17 protein-coding genes are annotated in these 26,562 nt (G+C 67.5%); 6 read left to right on the plus strand and 11 right to left on the minus strand.

The window, feature by feature from the left end:
• Positions 1-6: 6 nt before the first annotated feature.
• The 3 genes from J2X52_RS03275 to J2X52_RS03285 all read right to left on the minus strand — a co-directional run bounded on the left by J2X52_RS03275 (position 7) and on the right by J2X52_RS03285 (position 6,350).
• Entirely contained in the window at positions 7-1,563 is a 1,557-nt protein-coding gene (locus J2X52_RS03275; RefSeq protein ID WP_310148569.1) for a tryptophan 7-halogenase, read from the minus strand.
• A gap of 79 nt (positions 1,564-1,642) precedes the next feature.
• On the minus strand, positions 1,643-4,690 hold the full coding sequence (locus J2X52_RS03280; RefSeq protein ID WP_310148573.1) for a TonB-dependent receptor: 3,048 nt from the start codon (positions 4,688-4,690) through the stop codon (positions 1,643-1,645).
• Positions 4,691-5,039: 349 nt separating this feature from the next.
• Complete coding sequence (locus J2X52_RS03285; protein WP_310148576.1) at positions 5,040-6,350, minus strand: sugar MFS transporter; 1,311 nt, start codon at positions 6,348-6,350, stop codon at positions 5,040-5,042.
• A 461-nt stretch (positions 6,351-6,811) separates the two neighbouring features.
• Here J2X52_RS03285 and J2X52_RS03290 point away from each other — a divergent pair, with 461 nt between their 5' ends.
• The 3 genes from J2X52_RS03290 to uvrD all read left to right on the plus strand — a co-directional run bounded on the left by J2X52_RS03290 (position 6,812) and on the right by uvrD (position 12,790).
• A complete protein-coding gene (locus J2X52_RS03290) occupies positions 6,812-7,093 on the plus strand; it encodes a hypothetical protein (protein ID WP_310148579.1) in 282 nt (93 codons plus the stop codon).
• Between the two features lie 165 nt (positions 7,094-7,258).
• Positions 7,259-10,570 carry an EAL domain-containing protein gene (locus tag J2X52_RS03295; RefSeq protein ID WP_310148582.1) on the plus strand — a complete coding sequence of 1,104 codons (3,312 nt, stop codon included), beginning with the start codon at positions 7,259-7,261 and terminating at the stop codon, positions 10,568-10,570.
• A gap of 42 nt (positions 10,571-10,612) precedes the next feature.
• Positions 10,613-12,790 carry a DNA helicase II gene (gene uvrD, locus J2X52_RS03300; protein WP_310148585.1) on the plus strand — a complete coding sequence of 726 codons (2,178 nt, stop codon included), beginning with the start codon at positions 10,613-10,615 and terminating at the stop codon, positions 12,788-12,790.
• A gap of 19 nt (positions 12,791-12,809) precedes the next feature.
• Here the strand turns inward: uvrD and J2X52_RS03305 are convergent, their stop codons facing one another.
• Together J2X52_RS03305 and J2X52_RS03310 are read right to left on the minus strand one after the other, a co-directional pair.
• Positions 12,810-12,989, minus strand: coding sequence for a hypothetical protein (locus tag J2X52_RS03305; protein ID WP_310148588.1), 180 nt, complete (start codon positions 12,987-12,989; stop codon positions 12,810-12,812).
• 98 nt (positions 12,990-13,087) lie between these two features.
• Positions 13,088-13,333: a hypothetical protein gene (locus J2X52_RS03310; protein ID WP_310148591.1), complete on the minus strand. Its 246-nt coding sequence runs from the start codon at positions 13,331-13,333 to the stop codon at positions 13,088-13,090.
• Positions 13,334-13,513: 180 nt separating this feature from the next.
• Here J2X52_RS03310 and J2X52_RS03315 point away from each other — a divergent pair, with 180 nt between their 5' ends.
• Positions 13,514-15,616: a S46 family peptidase gene (locus J2X52_RS03315; protein WP_310148593.1), complete on the plus strand. Its 2,103-nt coding sequence runs from the start codon at positions 13,514-13,516 to the stop codon at positions 15,614-15,616.
• A gap of 278 nt (positions 15,617-15,894) precedes the next feature.
• Here J2X52_RS03315 and J2X52_RS03320 read toward each other — a convergent pair whose 3' ends face one another.
• Both J2X52_RS03320 and J2X52_RS03325 read right to left on the minus strand, forming a co-directional pair.
• A complete protein-coding gene (locus J2X52_RS03320) occupies positions 15,895-16,944 on the minus strand; it encodes an oxidoreductase (protein ID WP_310148596.1) in 1,050 nt (349 codons plus the stop codon).
• Positions 16,945-16,948: 4 nt separating this feature from the next.
• Positions 16,949-17,245, minus strand: coding sequence for a DUF2782 domain-containing protein (locus J2X52_RS03325; protein WP_310148599.1), 297 nt, complete (start codon positions 17,243-17,245; stop codon positions 16,949-16,951).
• A gap of 105 nt (positions 17,246-17,350) precedes the next feature.
• On the opposite strand from J2X52_RS03325, the gene polA reads away from it, so the two are divergent.
• A complete protein-coding gene (gene polA, locus J2X52_RS03330; protein ID WP_310148602.1) occupies positions 17,351-20,089 on the plus strand; it encodes a DNA polymerase I in 2,739 nt (912 codons plus the stop codon).
• Positions 20,090-20,460: 371 nt separating this feature from the next.
• Here the strand turns inward: polA and J2X52_RS03335 are convergent, their stop codons facing one another.
• The 4 genes from J2X52_RS03335 to J2X52_RS03350 all read right to left on the minus strand — a co-directional run bounded on the left by J2X52_RS03335 (position 20,461) and on the right by J2X52_RS03350 (position 24,989).
• A complete protein-coding gene (locus tag J2X52_RS03335) occupies positions 20,461-21,141 on the minus strand; it encodes an RluA family pseudouridine synthase (protein WP_343226781.1) in 681 nt (226 codons plus the stop codon).
• A 32-nt stretch (positions 21,142-21,173) separates the two neighbouring features.
• Entirely contained in the window at positions 21,174-22,085 is a 912-nt protein-coding gene (gene hemF, locus J2X52_RS03340) for an oxygen-dependent coproporphyrinogen oxidase (RefSeq protein WP_310148605.1), read from the minus strand.
• A 61-nt stretch (positions 22,086-22,146) separates the two neighbouring features.
• On the minus strand, positions 22,147-22,623 hold the full coding sequence (locus J2X52_RS03345; protein ID WP_310148607.1) for a PH domain-containing protein: 477 nt from the start codon (positions 22,621-22,623) through the stop codon (positions 22,147-22,149).
• Positions 22,620-24,989, minus strand: coding sequence for a S9 family peptidase (locus tag J2X52_RS03350; RefSeq protein WP_310148609.1), 2,370 nt, complete (start codon positions 24,987-24,989; stop codon positions 22,620-22,622). Before J2X52_RS03350 ends, J2X52_RS03345 begins: the two co-directional genes overlap by 4 nt.
• A 173-nt stretch (positions 24,990-25,162) precedes the next feature.
• On the opposite strand from J2X52_RS03350, the gene J2X52_RS03355 reads away from it, so the two are divergent.
• Entirely contained in the window at positions 25,163-26,560 is a 1,398-nt protein-coding gene (locus J2X52_RS03355) for a cytochrome ubiquinol oxidase subunit I (protein WP_310148612.1), read from the plus strand.
• Positions 26,561-26,562 lie beyond the last annotated feature (2 nt).

Raw genomic sequence — 26,562 nt, forward strand, 5'->3', positions numbered from 1 at the left:
GCTCGCCTAGACGGGGGACAGGCCCCGGGTGTGGATGTGGTCGATCAGTTCGCGGTGGCTGGGCAGCGCCGGAATCATCCTGCGCGCGAGATCGGATGCTTCGCGGAATGCCGCTTCGGCGCGACCCGCATCAGATGCGCGCCGCGTGGTGGCGCGTGTGTCCGGTCGGAATCCCATGCCGTAGAGAATGTACTGCCAGCTGGCCGAGGGAAACACCTCGTCCACCCGGGGCAGGTCGTAGCGCGACGGCGACTGGTGGCGCCACAGCGCCAGCAGCTCGCCGAGTCGGGCGGGCATGGACGCGGCATCGCGATGGTCGCGCCAGTACGCGCTGTCGTCGCGGTGGGACAGCACGTAATGCAGCTTGAGGAATTCGATCACGCGTTCCCAGCGATAGGCGAACGTGTCGTTGAAGCGTGCGGCCACGACGTCCATCGTCTCGCGCGTGGCCGGCAGCTGGTCGCTGAGCATCGTCGCGGCCAGTTCCACCAGCACCAGCGAGGAGGCCTCCAGCGGTTCGACGAAGCCGCTCGACAGGCCGATCGCCACGCAGTTGCGGTGCCAGCTGCGCCGCCGGTAGCCGGGCTCGAACGACAGCGACTGGCGGGCGATGACCTCGCAGTCCGCGCCGCCGGTCTCACCGATGTAGCGCTGCAGCGTGGCCTCGACCGCGTCGGCATCGGTATGCGCGCTGGAATAGACATGGCCCACGCCGCGTCGCGCCGACAGACCGATGTCCCAGATCCAGCCGTTGGCCTGCGCAATCGACACGGTCTGGCAGGCGATCGGCGTGTCGGCATCCGGATAGCGGACCTGCAGCGCCAGCGCGCGGTCGTTGAACAGCACGTCGCCGCAGGGCGTCTTGTCGATGCCGTAGTGCTGGCCGATCAGCAGCGCACGCATGCCGGTGCAGTCGACGAACAGATCGCCGTCGATCGCGCCATGCGCGCGCGTGCGCAGGGCGGCGATGTCGCCGTTGTCATGGACGTCGATGCCGTCGACATGGTCGGAGACCAGCCGGACCCCGAGCCGCTCCGTGCAATGCGCGCGCAGGAACAGGCCGAGCTTCGCCGCGTCCATGTGGTATGCGTAGTTGGCGACCGCGGCGTACTCGGGTGTGCCGAACTGCTTGGGTGCGCGCCCGGCATCGCACAACTGCGGCTGGAAGCTCACCAGCCGGTCGAAGGGCGTGTCACCGCGGCGCAGCCAGCCGGCGACGAGATCCGCATCGTGATAACCCTGCGGCAGCACGAACGGATGGTGGTAGTGGTCGTCCGCGTGGTCCCGGGTCCAGCGCACGAACTTCGAGCCCTGCTTGAAGGTCGCGTCGCAGGCCCGTACGAATGCGGTTTCCGACACGCCGATGCGGCGCAAGGTATCGCGCATGGTCGGCCAAGTGCCTTCGCCGACGCCGATGGTCGGCACGTCCGGCGATTCGATCAGGGTCACGCGCAGGCCGGTGGGCGATGCGCTGTCGTGATCGGCGGCCAGCAATGCCGCGGTCAGCCAGCCGGCGGACCCGCCGCCCAGGATGACCACGTGGCGCAGCGGACGGTTCAACACGGCGTGTCCCTACCAGCGGCATGCCCATGAACAGAAGGCGCCGCGGCATTGAGCCGCGGCGCCGGGGTGGAGACGGAGATCAGAACGTGTACCTGACGCCGAACATGTAGCGCGGACCGGTCTGGGTGCCGTACAGCAGCTGGCGTGCGTTGCGGCCGTGCGTGCGCTGGGTTTCGTCGGTCACGTTGATCGCCTCGGCCTGCACCGTGAGGTTGTCGGTGACCTTGTAGCCCACGCTGACGTCGAGCTGGCCGTACTCTTCGACATACACCGGGTTGGGCCGTTCGCTGTCGAAGCCGCTGGACAAGAACTTGTCGCGCCAGTTGTAGGCCGCGCGCGCCTGCCAGGCGCCCTTGTCATAGAACGCCACCAGGTTGGCGGAGTCGCTCAGCCCAAGCAGCGCGAACTGGCCGCCGAGGTTGTAGTTGTCGTAGTTGAGGTTGGGACTGTCGACGTAGGTGTAGTTCGCCGCGATACCGAAGCCGCTGTCGCCGAAGACATGCTGCAGGTTGAGCTCGAGACCATCGAGTTTTGACGATCCGGTGTTCGCGGGGGTCGTGATGCGGAAGTTCGCAATCGGATCGCCGGGCTGGCCGGTGATCGTGCCGATCGCATTGCCGCCCGCGTCCGATCCGGTCCGGGTCACGCCCGGCTGGCCGTCGAAATTGGTGAAGATGTAGTTGCGGATGCAGGTCAGGTCGGTCGTCGGGCACGCATTGGCGACCGCTGCGTTCCAGTACGCGCCGCCGATCGGCGTCGTCAGGTCGAACGGGGTCGCCTGGATGATCGTCGTGCCGATGTAGTTGTCGATGTTCTTCTGGAAATAGCCGACCGACAGGTAGCTCGCCTCTGCGTAGTACCACTCCAGCGACAGGTCGAAGTTGTCGGCCTTGAGCGGTTCCAGGCCGGGATTGCCCTGCTGGCCGGTACCGCCGTCGACGCGGACAGGTTCGTTGAGTGTCTGCCCGCCCTGGATGTCGCCCCAGCCCGGACGGCCGATCGTGCGGCTGTAGCTGCTGCGCAGGACCAGCCCGTCGGTCAGTTCCGCGCTGAGGTCGATGCTGGGCAGCCAGTGCGCGTAGTCGCCATAGAGCGTGGTGAAGTCGGACCCCTCGCGCTGGATGCCGATCTCGTTGTTGGATTCCCACAACAGCGCGGTGGCGACCGGCACAAGCGCCGAGGAGGTGACATCGGTCTTCTCGTAGCGCACGCCTGCTGCGGCGTTCAACTGGATGCCGATGTCCCAGGTCGAACTGATCTGGAAATACGCGCTCTTCGACTTCTCGGTGACGCGGCGGTCGGTGTTGTAGGTCGCAGGCGCCAGATACAGCGATTCGTCGCCGGCGAATTGCGCCGCGAGATCGCGCACGGTCCTGAAGTCGAACATGTAGAAGCCATCGGTGAACGCCGGATTGCCGCTGCCCGCGAACGCATCGAAGTAGTCCGCCATGTTGCCGGGGATCCAGATGTTGTCCGGATAGTCCTCGGCGCTGCCTTCCGCGCCGCCCCATGTGTTGTCGCGCTGCACGTTGCCGTAGGCGGTGCGGTTGTTGGCTTCGGTCGCTGCCACGCCGAAGTCGAGGCGCGAGTAGTCGCCGAACTTGAAGTGCCCACGCGCCTGGACCTGCTCGATTTCCGACTTCATGTAGCTGCGGTGGAACACCGAGCCGGTGACCAGCATGTCGGACGCGCGCGGGCCGGTGTAACCCGGCGGGTACTGCACGGTCAGGATCGGGAAGTCGCCGCTGAAATCGGCCGTGGTGTTGCCGCGGATGAAAGCGGCCGTGCCGAGCGTGCCGCCGGAGCCGTAGGGGCTGTCCGGGCTGGTTTCGGCGGTCGACTTGTGCACGTCGAGCTCGAACCCGAGATTGTCCGTGGCTTCCCACTCGACGTTGAAGCCGATCGACTTGTTCTCGTTGCGGTTGGCGATGTCCGCGCCGCCCATGGCGAGGTCCGCGCCGCGGCACACGCTGTCGGCGTCGCAGGTGAAGGGCAGGATTTCGGTGTAGAGCAGCGGCGCGGCCACCGGGCCATCGGTCCACGACGAACTCGACGGCCCGTAGTTGAACCAGACCGACATGTCGTTGCGCTGCTGCTGGATCTTGTTCTCGGAGTAGGTGTAGTCGAGCGTCGTGGTGATGGTGTCGGTCGGCGCCCACTGCAGCACGACCTGGCCATTGGTGCGCTGGCGCTGCACGCCGGTGACGGCGTAGTTGAGGTTCTGCGGCACCGAATACACGTCGTCCGGACCGGGCCGGTTGACGATGTTCTCCGAACCGGGCGCGCCGGGCTGCGGGATCGCGCCCCAGTTTTCCTCGTCGCCGCGGAAGCCGCGCCAGCCGCCGGGCACCGAAACCTGGTTGTAGCCGAGGTCACGCTCCTGGTAGCTGCCGGTCACCGCGATACCGAAGCGACCGTCGGCGCTGGTGGTGCTGAAGATGCCGGAGACTTCCGGCGTGACCGAGCTGCCCTTGAACTGGTCGGGCAGGTTGTCGAGCGAGGTGTCGTGCACGCCCTTGAGGCCGACATTGGCCCGGAAGCCCGGATTGTCGAGCGGACGCGCGGTCTTGATGTTGATCGTCGCGCCGATGCCGCCGGTCGGGGTCTCCGCCCGGCCGCTCTTGTAAACCTCGACCGCGGAGATCGCTTCGGAGGCGATGTTGGCGAAGTCGTATGCGCGCGAGTTGGAGACGGTGCTGCCGTCGCCGTTGCTCGACGCGGGCATCTGTCGGCCGTTGAGCAGCACCAGGTTGAAGTCCGGGCCGACGCCGCGCACGGTCACGCGCGAGCCTTCGCCGATCGCGCTCCGGTCGATCGACACGCCGGAGATGCGCTGCAGCGACTCGGCCAGATTGGTGTCGGGGAACTTGCCGATGTCCTCGGCGATGATGCCGTCGACGATGCCGCGGGCATCGCGCTTGAGGTTCATCGACGATTCGAGGCTGCCACGGATACCGGTCACGGTGACCCGGTCGAGCTCGGTGGCGTCGTCACCGGTGGTTGAGGTGGTGTAGGGCGTCTGCGGCGTGGACTGGTCCGCCACCTGGGCGGCCAGCGGCGGCGCAAGTGCCAACAACAGTGCGGACGTGAGCAGTCGCTTCTTTGGCGCGGCGTGCAATCGCTTCATGTGTCTCCCCTCCCAAGGATTCGCATGCGGTCTGGTTGTGTGCCCGCGCCTCTTAGGATGCGGGCGATGTGCGTCGCGCGAATTGGATGTCAGGCTGACAGCGTTGTCAACGGACTGACATGCGAATTGCGAAATCGGATTGCACAGGCAGGAAAAGGCAGCGCTTCGTGCTGCGGCGCAACAGTTTTCTGCGCTGCACGAGGCGTGCCTGCTTAGCCCCCTGCCGAGTCGAACGCGCGCGTCGCGATCACGCAGGCACGCGATCGCAACGGTGCGCCGGAGATCTCGAACCCGCGGCCGCACGTGTCTGCATGTGCCATCCGAAGCCCCTCAGATGCGCGTGTCCCGGTCAGTGCATCGCGCCCGGACGTGGCGCCGGTGTGCCGGCCGCTGCTGCTGCCGCGCCCGTCAGGCGTGAGCCCCGCAGCCCGTACCAGATGATGTAGACGTAGCAGACGAGCGGAACGACGAATGCGTGCTGGATGCCGATGCGATCCGCCAGTACACCTTGCGCGAGCGGAATCAGCGCGCCGCCGACGATCGCCATCACCAGCAGGCTCGAGGCCTTGCTGGTCAGGGTGCCGAGGCGCTCGATCGCGGTGGTGAAGATGGTCGGGAACATGATGGAGTTGAACAGGCCGATCGCCAATGCGCTCCACATCGCCACGTGACCGGTGGTGCTCATCGTCACCACCAGCAGCACGCAGACCATGCCAGCGGCGAAGCCGAGCAGCTTGCGCGCGTCGATGAAGGTCATCAGCGCCGCGCCGAGGAAACGGCCGACCATCGCACCACCCCAGTAGAACGCGAGGAACTGCGAGGCCCGTGCTTCGGTCAGGCCGCCGATTTCGGGTTCGGCCATGTAGTTGATCAGGAAGCTGCCGATCGCGACCTCCGCGCCCACGTAGCAGAAGATGCCGAGCACGCCCCAGCGCAGGTGCGGCGTGCGCAGGGCTTCGAGGTAGGTGTGGTGCACGGCCGGGCTGGCCTCGGTCGAATCGCGCAGCGACGGAATGCGCATCAGCAGCACGAAGACCGCCAACAGCAGCAGCGCGCCCGCGAGCAGGAGATAGGGCATTTCGACCGAACGTGCCTCAGCGGCGCGATAGGCGATCTGTTCGGCCGCGCCCATCGCTGCGATCTCGTCGGCGCCGAGCACCGCGCCGACCAGGATCAGCGGGCCGATCAGCAGCGGAAAGACCGTGGTGCCCAGCGAGTTAAGCGCCTGCGCCAGATTGAGGCGGCTGTGCGAGGTTTCCGGTCGTCCGAGCAGGCTGATGTACGGATTGGCCGCGACCTGCAGCAGCGTGATGCCGCTGGCGAGCACGAACAACGCGGTCAGGAACACCGGATACGAGGGCAGGCGCGCGGCCGGATAGAACAACGCCGCGCCAATCGCCGCGATCACCAGGCCGATCACGATGCCCGCCTTGTAGCCCACGCGGGCGACGACGGCGCCGGCCGGCATCGACATCAGGAAGTACGCGCCGAAGAACGTGAACTGGATCAGCATCGTCTGCGTGTAGTTCATCGAGAACACGGCTTTGAGATGCGGGATCAGTACGTCGTTGAGACTGGTCAGGCCGCCCCAGGTGAAGAAGATCAGGCTGACCACCGCGATCGCGGCGGGGTTGGACATCGTGCGACGGGACGGATTCATGCGGCGCTACCTCGAGCCCGAACGGGCGATGGAGTGGAATGCACATGCGTCTGGCGAAAACGTCCGGACGCGCATGCGGACTGCGCAGGCCGGATCAACGGCGCGCGCGCGAATCACAGGGAGGCGGTGTCGGCAGGCAAGCGATGCGGTGGATGCCGCAGTGGACGTGGCCCCGCGCATCGCGACGTCGTGCCGGGCAGGCCCCGCCACCGCAGGGCTTGCCAGGCGCAGTGCGCATCGACAGCATCCGTGACCCTCCCAAATCTCGGACACGGACCCGGACAGCCCGCGGCTGCGTTTGTACAGACTGGCTGACAACGCTGTCAATCAGGGGCGGCGAAGCCGGCGTCCCGTTAGCGGCCACGAAACCTTGGTCTCGCGGCTGGGCCTGCAGATTCACGCCCGATCAGCCGGAATGGCTGAGCCACGTGAATGCGAGCGTGCTCTAGGTCAAGCTGACTATGGCGATCATCGGCATCTCGTCGATCCACCTGCTCAAGACGTTCGTCGCCGCCGGCGAAGTGAGCCTGCCGGTTTGCGGCACCGCTGACTGCATCACTGCGGTTACCGCCCACGCGCAGGCGCTTTCCGCCGGTGTGTCGCTGGCCGCGCCGGTTCACCCGAGCCGGGGTGATGTGGCAGACCATCATCCCCGGCGGTTCATTCTCTCGGCGATCGGCATCGCCTACACCGACCGGTTGATGACCAGCAGCACTGCCAAGCGCGCGCAGGCCGCGCACTGAGCCTCGTCCCGCCCCGAGGCGGCCAAATGTGGCAGCATCGACGCGCGGTGACAGGGGAGTCGGGCTGCGATGGGGGACGGGGCGGCACGCGAGAGAGAGCGATCCCATGGTGCGCCCGCGCGTCGCCGGCGCAACCGGGCGCTGCTGATCGGCGGGCTGCTGGTCGTGAGCCTGTGCGCGGCAGCCGCGGTGGTCGCCTGGAACGATCTGCGAGTGCGGCAGGACGCCGGCGAGCGCTACGTCCGCGAGGTCTCGGCGGGGCTCGCGCGCAATCTCGAACTGAGTCTGGCCAATCTCGAGCGCACGTTCACCGGCCTGGTGGCGGATCTGGTGGCGATCGAACAACGCGCCCCCGGCGCCGCCGACCTGTTCGCCGACGAGGCGGCCGAAGGTGTGCTGTCCCGCCACCGGGATCTGCAGGATCTGGCTCTCACGGACGTACGCCCGGACTTCGTGACGGCGACCGGGCCGGCGAGCGCCCGAATGCAGGCGGGTAGTCCACAGCCTGCGGCGGGACAGGCGGGCTGGGTTCTACCGCTGGCGATGGCGGTTCCCACGGTATCGGGCCACCCGCCGCGCTGGCTGGTGGGGCATCTGCATGTGGCATCGCTGCGTGCGCTGCTGCGGGATCTCGATTTCGGCCGCCACGGCACTGCGAGTTTCGTCCACCGGGACGGGCGCGTCATCACGCGCGCCGACGCAGACGATCGCTATGCCGGCGTCGACATCAGCCAGTCGGTGTTGTTCACCGACGGGCTGCTGCAGGCGGAGGCCGGACTGGTGGAAGGTGCGAGCGATCTCGACCGCACGCGGCGGCTGACGGGATTCCAGGCGCTGGAGCACTACCCGCTGATTGCGACATTCGGTATTGGCCGGGACGATCTGCTGGCGGGCTGGTGGGTATTCGTCGCCGCCCTGTCGACCGGCGGACTGCTGTTGCTGGCCGCCTGGCTCGCGGGCGTGCGCATGCTGGTGGTCGGTGCGCGCCGCGAACGCGCCTTGAGCGCGGACATCGCACGTTCGGTGGAGACCATTGTCGATCTGACGACCCGGGTCCGCGACGTCGAAGCGCATTACCGGTATCTCTACGAAGGCCACCCGCTGCCGGCGATCGTCTACGACCGCGATTCGCTGCGGATTCTCGCCGTCAACGACGCCGCCATCGCCGAGTACGGCCATCCGCGCGAGGCCTTTCTGGCGCTCGATGCCGATGCGCTCGTCGTCGACATGGATGGTGACGAAGTCCGGCAGGAGATCGCCCGCCAGCCTCCACCGCACATCGGGCGGCGCTTCCGCCACCGGCGCCGCGATGGCAGCACGTTCGCGGTGACGGTGTACTCGAGCAATCTCGATTTCTTCGGTCGTCCCGCGCGGCTGGTGCTGGTGCTGGACATGAGCGACCGCGAGCGCATCGAGGCAGAGCGGGAGCGCAGCGAGGCGCGGTTCCAGATGGTGGCGCGTGCCACCAGCGATGCGATATGGGACTGGGACATCGTCGCCGGGCGCCTGTGGTGGAGCGAGGAGTTCACCGTGCAGTACGGCTGGGACTGGCGCACGCACGCCTCCACGATCGAACAATGGTCGGCGCTGCTGCACCCCGATGACGAGGCGCGTGTCGCGGGGCATCTGCTTGAAGCAATCGCGGGGGGCGCAAGCGAGTGGTATGCACAATACCGCCTGCGATGCAGCGACGGGCATTACGCATCTGTCGAGGATCGCGGCATGATCCTGCGCGATGCCGAGGGCAAGGGCGTGCGCGCGGTCGGCGGCATGCTCGACGTGACCCGCCGCCGCCGCGATGAAGCCGATCTGCGCCTGCTGCGCCGGGCGGTGGAGGCCACCGAGAACGGCGTCGTCATCACCGAGGCCTGCGGGGCCGATCAGCCGATCGTCTACGTGAATCCGGCGTTCTCGCGCATCACCGGGTATTCGGTCGAAGAAAGCCTCGGCCGCAACTGCCGTTTTCTGCAGGCAACGGAGCGTGACCAGCCTGCGTTGCCGGCGATCCGCGATGCGATTGCCCAGGCGCGAGAGGTCCGCGTGCAACTGCGTAATTACCGGCGCGACGGCTCGCCGTTCTGGAATGAATTGCGCATGGCGCCGGTGCGCGACCAGAACGGTGAGCTCACGCATTTCGTCGGCATTCTCAACGACGTCACCGAGCGCCGGCGCGCCGAGGACGCGCTCGCGCACCGCGCGACGCACGATGAACTCACCGGGCTGCCCAACCGCGAACTGGTGATGGACCGTCTGGCCGAGGCCGTGGCCCGCGCCGATGCGCACAACACCTGCGTCGGCCTGGTGTTCGTCGATCTCGACGACTTCAAGCTCATCAACGACAGCCTCGGCCACGCCAGCGGCGACGCCGTGCTGCGGACCGTCGCTGGACGCCTGCCGGCGGCGCTGCAGCCGGGCGACACGGTCGGCCGTTTCGGCGGCGACGAGTTCGTGCTGGTGGTGAACGCGGCCGACCGCGACGCGGTGGCGCGCGCGACCAGTGCGGTGTTCGACGCGCTGTCGCAGCCGATGGGGGTCGGCGCGGCATCGCTGCAGATCACCCCCAGCATCGGCTACTGCTGCCACCCGGGCGACGGCGACGATCCCGCGATGCTGCTGCGGCATGCGGACCAGGCGATGTACCAGGCCAAGCAGCAGGGGCGAAACTGCGTCGTGGCCTATCGGGCCGAGTTCGGTGCCCAGGCCAGCGCACGTCTCGCCCTGGTCTCGCAACTGCGCGAGGCCTTGCAGGCCGGACAGTTCGCGCTGGTATTCCAGCTGCAGTTCGATCAACAGCGCCGCCCGGTCGGCATGGAGGCGCTGCTGCGCTGGCAGCATCCCGAACGGGGCCTGCTGGCGCCGGATGCCTTTATCGGCGTATGCGAAGACAGCGGGCTGATCGTGCCGATCGGGCGCTGGGTCCTGCGCGAGGCCGCGCGCCACCACCAGATCCTCGCCGCGCACGGCTGGGGCCATCTGCGGCTCGCCGTCAACGTGTCGGCCGCGCAGTTCCAGCAGGGCCTGGTCGAAGACGTGCTGTCGGTGATGCAGGCCTTCGCGCTGCCGGCCGACATCCTCGAGCTCGAGCTCACCGAAAGCGTGGTCATGGCGAGCCCCGACAACGTGATCCGCGACATGGTCGCGCTGCGCGACGCCGGTGTGTGCATCGCGATCGACGACTTCGGCACCGGTTACTCCAGCCTCGCCTACCTCAAGCGGTTGCCCCTGCATCGGGTGAAGCTGGACCGCTCGTTCGTGCAGGAGCTGGGCCGCGACCCCGACGACGAGGCGATCTGCGATGCGATCATCCGCATGGCGCAGCGCCTCGGACTGGGCACGACGGCAGAAGGCGTGGAAACCGACCTGCAATGGCAATGGCTTGCCGCGCACGGCTGCGAGGAACTGCAGGGCTATCTGTTTGCGCGCCCGGCGCCCTTTGAGGATGTGCTGGCGCTGCTCGGCCGACCCGAGACGCCCTGACCCGTCGCAGGGCGAGCGACGGCGACCGCGTAGAATGCCGCGATGGATGTGTCACACCTTATCGACGGCCTCAATGCCGCCCAGCGTCAGGCGGTTTCCGCGCCCGATGCCCATTATCTGGTCCTCGCCGGCGCCGGCAGCGGCAAGACCCGCGTGCTCACGCACCGCATCGCGTGGCTGAACGAGGTCGTCGGCGTGCCTGCGCACGGGATCTTCGCCGTCACCTTCACCAACAAGGCCGCGGCCGAGATGCGCCACCGCGTCGACGCGCAGCTGCGCAGCGGCGCACGCGGCATGTGGATCGGCACCTTCCACGGCTTGGCCCATCGACTGCTGCGCCTGCACTGGCAGGACGCGAAGCTGCCCGAGAGTTTCCAGATCCTCGACAGCGACGACCAGCTGCGGCTGGTCAAGCGCGTGGTGCAGCAGCTCGAGCTCGACGATGCGCGTTTCCCGCCGCGGCAGATCGCCTGGTGGATCAACGCGCAGAAGGACGAAGGCCGGCGCCCGCAGCATATACAGGATGGCGCAGACGAATGGTCGGACGTCATGCGCAAGGCCTACGCGCTGTATCAGGAGCGCTGCGACCGCGCGGGCTTGGTCGACTTCGCCGAAATCCTGCTGCGCGCGCACGAACTGCTGCGCGACACGCCGGCGCTGCTCGCGCATTACCGCCAGCGTTTCGGCCATCTGCTGGTCGACGAATTCCAGGACACCAACGCGATCCAGTACGCCTTCGTGCGCGTGCTGGCGGGTGAGACCGGCAAGGTGTTCGTGGTCGGCGACGACGACCAGGCCATCTACGGCTGGCGCGGCGCGCAGGTCGAGAACGTGCAGCGCTTCCTGCGCGACTATCCGGGCGCGGAGACGATCCGGCTCGAGCAGAACTACCGCTCGAGCGCGAACATCCTGGGCGCCGCCAATGCGGTGATCGCGCACAACCCAGAGCGCCTCGGCAAGCAGTTGTGGACCGACAGCGGCGAGGGCGACCCGATCGACCTGTACTCGGCCTACAACGAGATCGACGAAGCGCGTTACGTCGTCGAGCGCGCGCTGCAGTGGGTCCGCGATGGCGGCTCGCACGGCGACATCGCGATCCTCTACCGCAGCAATGCGCAATCGCGCGCGATGGAAGAGCAGCTCGTCGCCGAGCAGGTGCCTTACCGCGTCTACGGCGGCGTGCGCTTCTTCGAACGTGCCGAGATCAAGGACACGCTGGCCTATCTGCGCCTGGTCGCCAACCGCGACGACGACGCGGCGTTCGAACGTGCGGTCAACACGCCGCCGCGTGGCATCGGTGAGCGCACGCTCGATGAAGTGCGCCAGCAGGCGCGCATGCAGGGCATTCCGTTGTGGGAATCCGCGCTGCGCTGCGCCCAGGGCAACGTGCTGGCCGGTCGCGCGCGCAATGCGCTGGCCGGTTTCGCGCAGTTGATCGACCAGCTGTCGGCCGAACTGGCCGAGCTGTCATTGAAGGACAAGATCGACCACGTGCTGGCGCGCTCGAACCTGCGCGTGCACTACGCCAACGAATCGAAGGGCAGCGCGGACTCGCGGGTCGAGAATCTGGACGAACTGGTGTCGGTGGCCTCGCGCTTCGTGCGCGGTGACGACGAAGAAAGCGCGCAGCTGACCGAGATGGTCGCCTTCCTCGCCTACGCCTCGCTGGAAGCCGGCGAAAGCCAGGCCCAGGCCGGCGAAGACGGTGTGCAGCTGATGACCCTGCACAGCGCCAAGGGGCTCGAATTTCCGCTGGTGTTCCTGGTCGGTCTGGAAGAAGGCCTGTTCCCGAGCGCGCGTACCGCCGAAGAAAGCGGGCGCCTGGAAGAGGAGCGCCGGCTTGCGTACGTGGGCATCACCCGCGCGCGGCAGAAGCTGGTGCTGACCTACGCCGAAGCGCGGCGCCTGCACGGGCAGGACATGTTCGGTGTGCCCTCGCGCTTTTTGCGCGAGATTCCGCCGGCGCTGCTGCACGAAGTGCGTCCGAAAGCGCAGGTCGCGCGCGCCTCATTCCCGCAGCGCCAGCGTGATTTCGGCCACGCGAGTCTGGCGCCTTCAGTCGGTGTGCGTCTGGGCCAGAACGTGAGCCACGTGAAATTCGGCACCGGCACGGTGACCGACATCGAAGGCGACGGCGCCCACGCGCGGGTGCAGGTCAATTTCGACGAGGCCGGCAGCAAATGGCTGGTGCTGGCCTACGCCAACCTGCAGCCGGCCTAGCGCCCGCCCGTCGAGGTGATCAGGCCGAGGGCGGATCCGGACGACGCGTGCGCGAGACCGCTTTCACGATGCCCAGGCCAAGCAGCACCACGACACCGACCGCGATCCACTGCGGCGCAAGACCGGCGAGATGGGCGCCGTAGGCGAGACCGCCGATCAGCACCACCATGCCCACAAGATAGATGGAGAACGAAGACATCGGCTGCTCCTGGCATTGAAGACGGCCGGATGCTAGCGGTGTGCCCGTGACGATCATCCGCATTCAGCTGAACCGTTGGCATCGCCCCGGGTACAGATTCAATCGCGGATGTTGAAGCCCGGATTTTCGTCGAGGGCACCATCGCCATCGACGACGATCCAGCGGGGGCCGTTCTTCTCGAACAGCACCGGCACCGGATCGCGGAACAGAGGGCGGCGGACGAAACGCAGCGTCCAGCCGAACTGCTCCAGCGTGGTGATCGCGTTGATCTGTGCCGGTGTCAGCCCGGCGCGGAGGGCGACGGCATCCGGATGATCGGGCCTGCGGCGGTCGTTGGGGTCCATCGGTGTCTCGAAGCCTGGCGACAGACTGTCCTGTGTCGCACACCGCACAATCGTACGTGAAGGGATGGTGCGGGCCAAACCAGGCGCCGCGACCATGACCTTCCGGCCACGCCTTCGCCGGCCGGGCGGCGTACGCTGGGCGGCCTTCGGCCGGGACCCGGCCGCTCGACTGGAGATTCCATGGCCGCCGCCGCTCCCATGTTCGTGTTACCGCCTGCCGCGCGCTCTGTGGCCGGTGCCCATACCCGCCTCGCCACGTGCGTGGGCGGGCTGCTGGTCGTTTCACTTGCGCCGGCCGCGTTCGCCGCCGAAGGCATGTGGACGCTCGACAATCTGCCCAAGGCCCAGCTGCAGTCGCAGTACCAGTTCTCGCCGGACCAGGCCTGGGTGGACCACGCGATGCAGTCCTCGGTGCGCCTCGCCGGCGGCTGCTCGGGTTCGTTCGTCTCCCCCGATGGCCTGGTGCTGACCAATGCGCATTGCGTGGTGGGTTGCGTGCAGGGCCTGTCCTCACCGCAGCGCGACCTGCAGAACGACGGCTTCGTCGCTGATGCGCGCGGTGAAGAGCTGCAGTGCCCGGCCGAAGAACTCAACGTGCTGCGGGAGATCACCGATGTCAGTGGCCGACTGGCCAGTGCGGCTGATGGCAAGCAGGGTCAGGCCTATGTGGATGCGCGCAATGCCGAGAAGAGCCGCATCGAATCCGAATGCGTCGGTGACGACGAGGCGAAGACACGTTGTGATGTCGTCGAGCTCTACAACGGCGGCCAGCAGCATCTGTACCGCTACCACCGCTACTCCGATGTGCGCCTGGTGTTCACGCCCGAATATTCGGTCGGCTTCTTCGGCGGCGATCCCGACAATTTCAATTTCCCGCGCTACAACCTCGACGCCGCGCTGCTGCGCGCTTACGAGGACGGCAGGCCGGCGAACGTCGAACACCACTTCACGCTGAAGCCCGAAGGGGCGGAGGCTGGCGAACTGGTCATGGTCACCGGACATCCCGGCCGCACCCAGCGCCAGCTCACGGTCGCGCAGCTGGAAACCGTGCGTGACGTCAGCCTGATCAACGGCCTGCTGTGGCTGGCCGAGCGCCGCGCGATGCTCGGCCAGTACGGCCGCAGCAACGAGGAAGCCGCGCGTCAGGCGCAGTCGGATCTCACGTTCACCGACAATAGCTACAAGGTGTTCCGCGGACAGTTGCAGGCGCTGCTCGACCCGCAGGTGTTTGCCGGCAAGCGCGCCGAGGAAGCCCGTCTGCGCGACGGCGTGGACGCCGCGCCGTGGAACGAGGTCGAAGCGGCGCAGGTCACCGCGCGCCAGCTGGCCGTGCCCTACATGCTGCTCGAGCAGGGGCGTGGCTTCGACTCACGCCTGTTCGGCATCGCCCGCACGCTGGTGCGTGGCGGCGCCGAACGCGCGAAGCCCAACGACGCCCGCCTGCCGGAGTTCCAGGACGCCGGCCAGGGCCGCCTGCGCCAGACCCTGCTCAGCAGCGCGCCGGTGTACCCGGAGTACGAGATCGCCAAGCTGACCTGGTCGCTGACCAAGTTCCGCGAGCTGCTGGGCACCGACGATCCGCTGGTGAAGTCGGTGCTTGGCACCCAGTCGCCGGCGCAGGTCGCCAAGTCGCTGGTCGAAGGCTCGGCGCTTGCCGATGTCGCCGAGCGTGAGCGTTTGTGGAACGGCGGCGCAGCGGCCATTGAGGCCTCGGACGATCCCTTCATCCGTCTGGCCCGTGCGGTGGATGCACCGGCGCGCGCGGTACGTCAGCGGCAGGAATCGGAGGTCGCGTCGATCGAGTCGCGCGCAGCCACGCAGATCGCCAGGGTGCGCTTCGAAAAGCTCGGCACCACGGTCTACCCGGATGCGACGTTCACCCTGCGCCTGTCCTACGGCGATGTCGCCGGCTGGGAGGAAAACGGCAAGGCGATCGAACCGTTCACGACGATGGGCGGCGTGTTCGCACGCAATACCGGCGCCGAACCGTATGACTTGCCGAAGCGCTGGCTTGATGCGCAAGGCCGCATCGCACAGGACACGCGCTTCAACTTCGTCAGCACCAACGACATCATCGGCGGCAATTCCGGCAGCCCGGTGATCAACCGCGACGCGCAGGTGATCGGCCTCGCGTTCGACGGCAACATCCACTCGCTGGGCGGCAGCTTCTGGTACGACCCGACGCTCAATCGCACGGTGTCGGTGCACAGCGCGGCGATCATCGAATCGTTGAAGTCGGTCTACGGCGCCGATGCGCTGGTGGGTGAATTGCTGCAGAAGTAAACGCGTTTGGTGGATGCGTCACACGAACGGCGCCCCGGATTCGGTGCGCCGTTCGTGTCTGCCGCCAGTGACTTCTGTAGGAGCGCGCTTGCGCGCGAAGTAGCGCTACCGACTAGATCCGATCGCGCGCAAGTGCGCTCCTACGCAGTTGGTTTTGCGTCGTCGATCGATCAACCGTGGGCCCCCGCCTGATACTGGCCGAGCGCAGCCTATTGCTGCCGAACGGAGCGATCAGGAGTCGCGCGCAACCAGCCTTGTTCGGCTGCGCAGCCAGCCGCTTACAAACGTTCCGGCACCACGAGGCTGCCACTCGCGGCGCTGTCGATCCCGGCCTGCAGCACGCGCATCACATCGAGTGCCTCATCGGCCGTGACGGGCAGCGGCGCACCGTCGCGGATCGCATCGCGGATGCCAGCGTAGAACGTGCGGTAATCGCCGGCCGGCGACGGTGAGGGCGCTTCACGCACCATGCCGTCTGCCGCCACACGCAGCAGCTGGCCGGGCGCGGGATCCACGCCCCAACCTGTCGCCCCCGGAATGCCGCCCGCGCGCAACGCTGCCTCTTGCGGATCCAGGCCATGCTTGAACCAGCTGCCACGCGCGCCGTGCACGGCGAACCGCAAATCCGCGCCCGGCACCAGCGCGCCGGCATGCAGCACGACGCGCAGCCGCGGATAGCGCAACACGACGTGGAAGAAATCGTTGACCTCGGCGCCTGCGCGCTGGATCGCGATATCGGCCTGCACCGCATCCGGCAGCCCGAACAACTGCAGTGCCTGGTCGACCAGATGCGGACCCAGGTCCAGCCACAGCCCGGCGCCTGGACCCGCGCGTTCGCGCCAGCGGTCGGGCACGCGCGGACGGAACCGGTCGAAATGCGAATGGACCTCGGTGATCTCGCCAAGCGTGCCGGCCTCGATCAACGCACGCAGCGCCAGGAAATCGGCATCCCAGCGACGGTTGTGGAACACGCTGAGCATGCGCCCGCTGTCAGCTGCCGCCGCAGCGACGGTCCGCGTCTCGGCGAGATCGAGCGCGAAGGGCTTGTCCACGATCACATGCTTGCCGGCCTGCAGCGCCGCGATCGCCAGCGGCGCATGCGTGGCGTTGGGCGAGGCAATGACGATCAGATCGACGGCCGGATCGTCGAACGCGGCTTGCGGATCACCGACAACGCGGACTTCGGGCAGATCCGCATGGACCTTGCCCGCATCGCTCGACACCACCGTGTGCAGCGTCAGCCCCGGCGTCGCTTTGATCAGTGGCGCGTGGAATACGCGGCCGGCGAGACCGTAGCCGACCAGCGCGACCCGCAAGCCCTCACCCACGGACTTACCAGCTGAACAGCTTGAAGTAGGTCTGCGGCACGTTGTCGCGGTCGCCATCGATGCTGCCGTCGCCGTCGCGGTCATAGAGGAAATACGCCGGACCGCGCGAGGGCACCACCTGCACCGCGCGCAGCTGGCCGGCGACGCGGTACTCGGTGATCTGGTCGCCGTTGGATTCGGTGCGGGTCACCTGCTCGGCATCGGCGGGGATGCCGTCCGGCATGCCGTTGCCGCCGGTGGTCGCGCAGGCGGACAGGCCCAGCAGGGCGGTGGCGAGCAGAGCGGTGCGGAACCTGTGCATGGTGTTCTCCGGCGCGGGCCAAGGAGCGCCAGTATGCGTCGGCGGGCATCGCGCCGGGGTGACGCGTCTCACGGGCCGCGCGAGGCGCGGCGGTAGAATCGCAGGATGAAACGCCTCATCCTGATCGACGGGTCCTCGTACCTGTATCGCGCGTTCCACGCGCTTCCCCCGCTGACCAATGCCGACGGTGAACCCACCGGCGCGCTGTTCGGCATCGTCAACATGCTGCGCGCGACACTGAAGGAAGCGCCGGATTTCGCAGCGTTCGTCGTCGATGCGCCCGGCAGGACTTTCCGCGACGATCTCTACGACCAGTACAAGGCCAACCGCCCGCCGATGCCCGACGAACTGCGGGCGCAGGTCGAGCCGATGTGCGGAATCGTCGAGGCGCTGGGTTTCCCGATCCTGCGCGTGGCCGGAGTCGAGGCCGACGACGTCATCGGCACGCTGGCGCTGCAGGCGGCCGACGCCGGTATCGAGGTGACGATCTCCACCGGCGACAAGGATTTCGCCCAGCTGGTGCGCCCCCGCGTCACCCTCGTCAACACCATGAGCGGCAGCCGCATGGACAGCGACGACGCCGTGCGCGACAAGTTCGGCGTGCGCGCCGACCAGATCGTCGACCTGCTCGCGCTGATGGGCGACAGCATCGACAACATTCCCGGTGTGCCCAAGTGCGGGCCGAAGACCGCGGCCAAGTGGCTGACGGAATACGAATCGCTCGATGGCGTGATCGCGAATGCCGGCAACATCAAGGGCAAGATCGGCGAGAACCTGCGCGAGGCGCTGCACCAGCTGCCGCTCAGCCGCGAGCTGGCGACGATCAAGACCGACGTCGTGCTCGATGGCGGGCCGGAAACGCTGATCCTGCGACCGCGTGCGGTCGATGCCCTGCGCGTGCTGTACGCGCGTTACGGCTTTGGCCAGGCGCTGAAGGATCTCGACGCCGCCGGCGATACGCGCGCTGCACCGGCAGGAGCGGCTGCGATCGCGATACCCGCAGCGCCGTCGACACTCGACCCCGCGCTGTCGGTGCCGGGCGAGTACGAGACGGTGATGACGCGCGAGCAGCTCGATGCGTGGGTCGCGCAGTTGCAGGCCGCAGACGAGTTCGCGTTCGACACCGAGACCGATGCGCTGGACTCGATGCGTTCGGGCCTGGTCGGCCTGAGCTTCGCGATCGAGCCTGGCCGCGCGGCCTACATTCCCGTCGGTCACGACTATCCCGGCGCACCGCCGCAGCTCGACCGCGCACTGGTGCTCGATGCGCTGCGCGGCGTGCTGGAAGATCCCGCGAAGCGCAAGCTCGGCCAGCACGGCAAGTACGATATTCACGTGTTGCGCCGGCACGGCGTCGAGGTCCGCGGCTACGCCGACGACACGCTGCTGGAGAGTTTCGTGCTCGACGCCGGCATCGCCCGCCACGATCTCGACTCGCTGGCCAAGCGCCATCTGGGCATGGACACGATCAAGTTCGAGGATGTCGCCGGCAAGGGCGCCAAGCAGATCTCGTTCTCGCAGGTCGCGATCGACGATGCGTCGAAGTACGCGGCTGAAGATGCCGACATCACCCTGCGGCTGCACCGGGTCATGAAGCCGCGCATCGAGGCCGATGCGGGGCTGGCGCGGGTCTACACCGACATCGAGATGCCGCTGGTGCCAGTGCTTGCGCGGATCGAGGCCAATGGCGTGCGTGTCGACGCTGAGGAACTGCGCCGGCAGAGCGCGGACCTGTCCAAGCGCATGCTCGCCGCGCAGCAGAAAGCGACCGAGCTCGCCGGACGCACGTTCAATCTCGATTCGCCCAAGCAGTTGTGCGCGCTGCTGTTCGACGAATTGAAGTTGCCGGCGCTGGTCAAGACGCCAAAGGGCCAGCCCAGCACCAACGAGGAGGCGCTGGAGGCGATCGCCGACCAGCACGAGCTGCCGCGCGTGATCCTCGAATACCGCGGGCTGAACAAGCTGCGTAGCACCTACACCGACAAGCTGCCGGAGATGATCAACGCCGACACCGGCCGGGTGCACACCAGCTACCACCAGGCGGGCGCGGCGACCGGGCGCCTGTCGTCGTCGGATCCCAACCTGCAGAACATTCCGATCCGCACCGACGATGGCCGCCGCATCCGCCGCGCCTTCGTCGCGCCGCCGGGCCGCAAGCTGATCGCCTGCGACTACTCGCAGATCGAGTTGCGGATCATGGCCCACCTGTCCGAGGATCCGGGCCTGGTACGCGCGTTCGAATCCGGCGTCGACATCCACCGGGCGACCGCCGCCGAAGTCTTCGGTCGGCCGCTGGACGAGGTCACCGGCAACGAGCGCCGGGCGGCCAAGGCAATCAACTTCGGCCTGATGTACGGCATGAGCGCCTTCGGCCTGGCACGCAACCTCGGCATCGGTCGCGGCGAAGCGCAGGACTACATCGCGCTGTACTTCTCGCGGTATCCAGGCGTGCGCGACTTCATGGATCGCACGCGCGAGCAGGCGAGGGCGACGGGCCATGTCGAGACGGTCTTCGGCCGACGCCTGACCCTGGACTTCATCCAGAAGGGCAACGCCTCGCAACGCGCCGGCGCCGAGCGCGCAGCAATCAACGCGCCGATGCAGGGCACCGCGGCCGATATCATCAAGCGCGCGATGATCACGATCGACGGCTGGATCGCCGACCACGCGGACCTCGCCAAGATGATCCTGCAGGTGCACGATGAACTGGTGTTCGAAGCGGATCTGGATTTTGTCGACACGCTGCTGCCCGAGGTCGTGACCCGCATGACCAGCGCCGCCGAATTGCGGGTGCCGTTGGTCGTCGACAGTGGCGTGGGCGACAACTGGGACGAGGCTCATTGAGGGCTGCCCACCACCCCTGAATGTGCCGCTTCTGGCGCCTCGGGGTAATGCGCGGATTATGGGTAAATGCGGCCTGAATCCAACAGAAAATTAACCATAATCTTCACGATCCATCCATCCGCAGAATGGTCTTATGTCCCTCGACAGATGCAAGGTCTGTCGCAGATCGCTTCCTTCCCCTGGAGTGATCGACCGGAACCATCAGGCGTCTCCCCGCGCCCGGTTCCCTGAGCCCCGTAGGCCCCCCCTGCCTGCGGGGCTTTTTTATGTCCGGAATTTGCCAATCCGTGTGTGCTGTAGGAGCGCGCTTGCGCGCGATGGTGCTTTACCGGCCAGGGCGTTCGCGCGCAAGCGCGCTCCTACAGAGGCGTCTAGAACGGCACCGGACACTCGATTTGTAGCCGTGCACCGGTTGCAGGGTGCTCGAACGTCAGCAATTCCGCATGCAGCAGCAGCCGTGGCGCGCGCGCTTGCACCTCGGACGGGGCGTAAAGCGCATCACCGAGGATCGGATGACCGATCGCCTGCAGGTGCACGCGCAACTGGTGCGTACGACCGGTCTCAGGTATCAGGGCCAGCCGGGCGCACGGCGCGCCATCGGCCGTCTGCGTGCGCGACAGGGCCTGCCAGCGGGTCAGTGCGGACTTGCCGCTGGCAGGGTCGACCTGCTGACGCGGCCGGTTGGGCCAGTCCGCCTGCAGCGGCAGGTCGATCACGCCGTCATCCGTGTCGGGCCAGCCGTCGACGATGGCGACATAACGCTTGTCGACCCTGCGTTCGGCGAAGGCGTCGCCCAGTGCGCGCTGCATCCTGGCTCCCCGGGCCAGCACGATCACTCCCGAGGTCGGCTGGTCCAGTCGATGCACCACGCGTGCGTCCGGCCACTGCGCCAGGGCACGGGTCGCGATGCAGTCCTGTTTGTCGGCGCCACGGCCGGGCACCGACAGTAGGCCGCTGGGCTTGTCGAAGGCAAGCACATGCGCGTCTTCGTGCAGCACGCGCAGGCAGTCCGGCGCGACATCCGGATGGGTGGCGTCCTCGGATGCGATCACCGCTTCAGTCCTACGCGTCCAGGCCAGTTCGCTCAGACCAGCTCGCCGAGCCAGTCGCGCGGATGCAGGTATGCGGCCAGTCGCGACTCCTCGCTGCCGGCCTCCGGGGTGAAGCCGTACTCCCAGCGCACGCGCGGCGGCAGGCTCATCAGGATCGATTCGGCGCGGCCGCCCGATTGCAGGCCGAACAGCGTGCCGCGGTCGTAGACCAGGTTGAACTCGACGTAGCGCCCGCGACGATACAACTGGAACTCGCGCTCGCGCTCGCTGCAGGGCGTGTCTTTGCGGCGTTCGACGATCGGCAGGTAGGCATCGAGAAAGCCGTCGCCGACCGCGCGCATATAGGCGAAGTCTGCATCGAAATCGCCGTGCAGATCGTCGAAGAACAGGCCGCCGACGCCGCGCGTCTCGTTGCGGTGCTTGAGGAAGAAATACTCGTCGCACCATTGCTTGTGGGCGTCGTAGCGCGCCTGCCCGCCGAAGGGTTCGCACAGCGCGCGCGCTGTTCGGTGCCAGTGCAGCACGTCTTCGTCGACCGGGTAGAACGGCGTCAGGTCGAACCCGCCGCCGAACCACCAGGCCACGGTCTCGCCGTCGCGCATCGCGCGGAAGTGGCGCACGTTGGCATGCGTGGTCGGCAGGTGCGGATTGTGCGGATGGAACACCAGCGACACGCCGCAGGCGCGCCACGAGGCGCCGGTGAGTTCGGGCCGGTTGGCGCTGGCCGAGGGCGGCAGGGCGGTGCCGGACACATCGGAGAAGCCGATGCCGGCCTGCTCGAACACCGCGCCGTCACGCAGTACGCGGGTGCGGCCGCCGCCGCCTTCAGGGCGTTGCCACAGGTCTTCGACGAAGCGGGCTTGGCCATCGGCGCCTTCGATCGCATGGCAGATCCGGTCCTGCAGGCCGGTCAGATAGTCGCGGACGGTGTCGAAATCGTTCATGGCCCGCATTGTAGGCGGCGCCCGTGTGGCGACATTGATTCTGGTCAATGCCGCGAGGTGCTCAGGCGTGCGCCTGGCGCCAGATTTCCAGCTTTGCCGCGAGTGCGGCGGCCCTGTGTCCGTAGGTGTCGGGCAGGGCGCCATCGAAGCCGGTCAGGCCGCGGTTGACGCGGCGCAGGCGCGCCGCGGCCTCCACGTGATCGGCGAAGTCGATGCCGACCATCGTGTGCAGGCCCACGCGTGTGGGGCCGAAACGCACGACATCACGCCAGCCCCAGCGGGTGACCCGGAACAGCGAGCGCAGCTCGATGCCATCGGCATCGAGGCGCAGATGGTTCGCGCCGGGCAGCAGCGACACCAGCGCGACCAGCGCGCAGAGGCCGAAGAATCCACCGCACAGCCATGCGATCAGCAGATGGCGTTCGCCGATGACGAGCGCCATCCACACGAACCCGGCCGAGATCGCCAGCAGCGCGAGCATCTTCCACGGCGAAGGCCGCAGCAGCTCGCTCACCGGCAACGGGCCGGGCGCGGTCATTTCAGCGTGCGCTCGAAGAGCTCGTAGATGCGGCGGTACTGGTCGTACCATGAGGCCGGGTGCTGGTAGGCGTGGCGCTCAAGCGGATAGCTCGCCAGTTCCCACTTGTCCTTGCGCAGTTCGATCAGGCGCTGGGCCATCATCACCGAGTCCTTGTAGAACACGTTGTCGTCGATCATGCCGTGCGCGATCAGCAGGTTGTCCTGCAGGCGGTCGGCGTATTCCATCGGCGAGGACTTCAGATACGCCTCGGGATCGATGTCCGGCGTGTTGAGGATGTTGGCGGTGTAGGCGTGGTTGTACTGCGACCAGTCGGTGACCGGGCGCAGTGCGGCGCCGGCCTTGAACACGCCGGGCTCGCGGAACAGCGCCATGAAGGTCATGAAGCCGCCGTAGCTGCCGCCATAGATGCCGACGCGGTCGCGATCGGCCTGGTGGTTGTCGACCAGCCAGTCGATGCCGTCGAGGTAATCCTCGAGTTCCGGGTGGCCCATCTGCCGGTAGATCGCCGTGCGCCAGTCGCGGCCGTAGCCGGCGGAGGCGCGGAAATCGAGGTCCAGCACGATGTAGCCCTGCTGCACCAGCAGGTTGTGGAACATCTGCTCGCGGAAGTAGTTCGGATAGCGGTCGCTGACGTTCTGCAGGTAGCCGGCGCCGTGCACGAACAGCACGACGGGATACTTGCGGCCCGGCTCATAGTTCTCAGGCGCGTAGAACTTGCCCCAGACCGTGCCGGCGCCGTGCTTGGACGGAATCTGCACGTACTCGGGCTGCAGCCAGTCGTGCGCCTTGAACTCGGCGGTGCGGGTGTCGGTGAGCACGCGCACCTCGCCGCCGGCGACATCGGCGACCGCGAGCTGCGGCGGCGTATAGCTGCTGGAGGTGCGCAGCAGCAGGCGGGTCTCGTCGGGCGACAGCGCGAAGTCCTCGATGCCGCCGGTCTTCGTGAGTTCGCTGACCGGGCCGCCATTCGCGCTGCAGACCTCGTAACGTCCCGGCCACTGCTGGTTGCACAGGAAGAAGAAGCGGCCGCCATCGCGCGACATCACCGGCGCGGAGACTTCCCAGTTGCCCGAAGTCAGCGCACGCGAGCGGCCGCCGTCGTTGAGATACAGATGCGAGTAGCCGGAGGTCTCCGACAGGAACCACAGCGTGCGGTTGTCGGGCAGCCAGCCGAACTCGTTGAAATCCCAGTTGATCCAGGCGTTGTCGGTCAGGCGGTCGCGGCTCTGCAGCGTGGCGCCGGCCAGATCGACCGTGGCGAGCCAGCGATCCTTGTTGTCGACCGAATGGATCGACAGCGCGACGCTGCGCCCATCGTCGCTCCAGCGGATCGCACCGCCGCCACCGCCGCGTCCGTCGAGTTCCAGACGCACCGGACGGTTGCCCTTGAGCGCGTCCTTGCCGGCCGCGCGACGCAGATCGGCCAGCGGATCGGTGCCGATGCCGGGCAGGGTGTCGGTCTTGAGTTCACGCGCCTGGCCGCTGGCCACGTCCACCAGCCACAGCGTGTGTGGCAGCGGATCGTTGCGGCCGACGCGCGTGCGCACGTCCTCGAATTCCTCGTAGCCCGATTCGGTCACGTAGCGCGGCATCTTGCCGGCCTGTCCCGCATCGCCGCTCTTGGCGGTGGTGGCGACGATCAGGCGATCGCCGGCCGGCGACAACGCGCTGCCGGCGATCGTGACGTCCTTGCCCAGGAACACCGGGCCCGGCGCGCGCGTGGCATCGCTGCGGCGCCAGGTCTCGTTCTGCGTGCGCAGGCCGTCGCGGCGTTCGCGCTCGACGCGCAGGGTTTCGATCATGCGCAGCTGGCGGTCGCGCAGGTCATCGTCCTTCGGCGGCTTGGCAGGATCGTCTTCGGCCTTGAGGCTCGCCAGCTGCGTGGTGCCGCGCTGGGTGTCCCAGCCGAACCAGTCGTTGCCCGCGCGCCAGACCAGACCGCCGGTTGTCGACCACTGTGGCTGCGCTTCCTGGGCTTCGGTGCGGGTGACCTGGGTCAGCGCGCCGGTACGCAGATCCCGCACGAACAGATCGCCATTGCGCAGGAATGCCATGCGCGTGCCGGTGGCATCGGTGATCGGGTTCTGCGCATCGAGATCGGCACGCGCGCCGTCTTCCACGCGCGTCGACGCCCCGCCGGCCAGCGGTTGGCTCCAGGTCTCGCGGACACTGCTGCCTTCGCGCTTGAGCGTGTAGTACGCGGCCTGGCCGTCCCAGCGCCACCACGCGCCTTCGACCGGGGCGCCGATCCAGTCCGGATCGGCCATGATCCGCTCCATCGTCAGCGGCTGTGCCGGTTGCGCCAGAGCGGCGGGAGACACGAGGGCGCAGGCGAGCACCCAGCTCAACGGCAGTCGACGCATTCGACGGTTCCATGACACGAAAGGAGGCCGAAGTGTAACGGGCAAGGCCGCCCGGGCCGCTCTGGCGAAGGTCATGGTCGGGCTACGGCGCCCGGTCGTGCGACGTCCTGCCGCATCGTGCTTTCACGTCGCCGCCCGCAGACTCACCGTGCGCCGCCCCAATGGAGCTCCGCTTGGACGCCCTGCTGCTGTCGCGGATCCAGTTCGGATTCGTGATCTCCTTCCACGTGCTGTTTCCCGCCTTCACGATCGGCCTGTCGAGCTGGCTGGCGTTTCTGGAGTTCCGCTGGCTGCGCACGCGCGATCCGGTGTGGCGCGAGCTGTACTTCTTCTGGATGCGGATCTTCGCCGTGTCGTTCGGCATGGGCGTGGTGTCGGGTATCGTCATGAGTTTCCAGTTCGGCACCAACTGGTCGGCGCTGAGCATCGCGGCCGGCAATATTCTCGGGCCGCTATTGAGCTACGAGGTGCTGACCGCGTTCTTCCTCGAGGCGAGTTTCCTCGGCGTAATGCTGTTCGGCTGGGGGCGGGTATCGGAGAAGCTGCATTTCCTGTCCACCTGCCTGGTCGCGGTGGGCACGCTGATCTCGACGTTCTGGATCCTGTCGGCCAACAGCTGGCTGCATACGCCGGCCGGCTATGAGTTGATCGACGGCGTGTTCCACCCTGCCGACTGGATGGCGATCATCTTCAATCCCTCGTTCCCGTACCGGCTGGGGCACATGGTGCTGGCGGCGTTCATCACCACATGTTTCGTCATCGGCGGCGTGGCGGCGTGGTATCTGCGCCGCGGCGTGCACGTGGATGCGGCGACGCGGATGCTCAAGCTCTCGGTCGCATTCGCGGCGATCACCGTGCCCGTGCAGATCTTCGTCGGCGATCTGCATGGTCTGAAGACCGGCGAGATGCAGCCGGTGAAGCTCGCGGCGATGGAAGCGCACTGGCACGAAAGCGAGCCGGGTGAGGGCGTGCCGCTGGTGCTGTTCGCGGTGCCGAACGTGGACGCAGAGCGCAATGACTACGAGATCGCGATTCCGCGGCTCGGCAGCGTGATCCTGACCCACAGCTGGGACGGCACGATCGCGCCGTTGACCGCGGTGCCGCGCGACGAACGGCCACCGGTCGCGCCGGTGTTCTATGCGTTCCGGGTCATGGTCGGCATCGGCATGGCGATGCTGCTGCTCACGGTGGTCTCGCTGTGGGCATGGCGGCGTCGCTGGCTGTTTGAATCGACCTGGCTGCTCAACACCTGGCGGTTGATGGCGCCGAGCGGCTTCATCGCGGTGCTGGCGGGCTGGTTCGTCGTCGAGATCGGCCGCCAGCCGTGGGCGATCCAGGGGCTGCTGCGCACCGCGGACGCAGTCAGCGACATCGACCGCACCAGCGTGATCATCTCGCTGACCGCGTTCGTCATCGCCTATGCGGTGGTGTTCGGCGCCGGCGGCGGCTACATCCTCAAGATGATCCGCAAAGGCCCGCAACCCTTCGACGACGGCCCCGACCACGACGAGGGCGAACGCACGCCGATGCGGCCGATCTCCGCGGCGGACGGCCCGGTGGGAGACGACTGATG

The organism is Luteimonas sp. 3794, from assembly GCF_031456825.1.
Classification (GTDB): domain Bacteria; phylum Pseudomonadota; class Gammaproteobacteria; order Xanthomonadales; family Xanthomonadaceae; genus Luteimonas.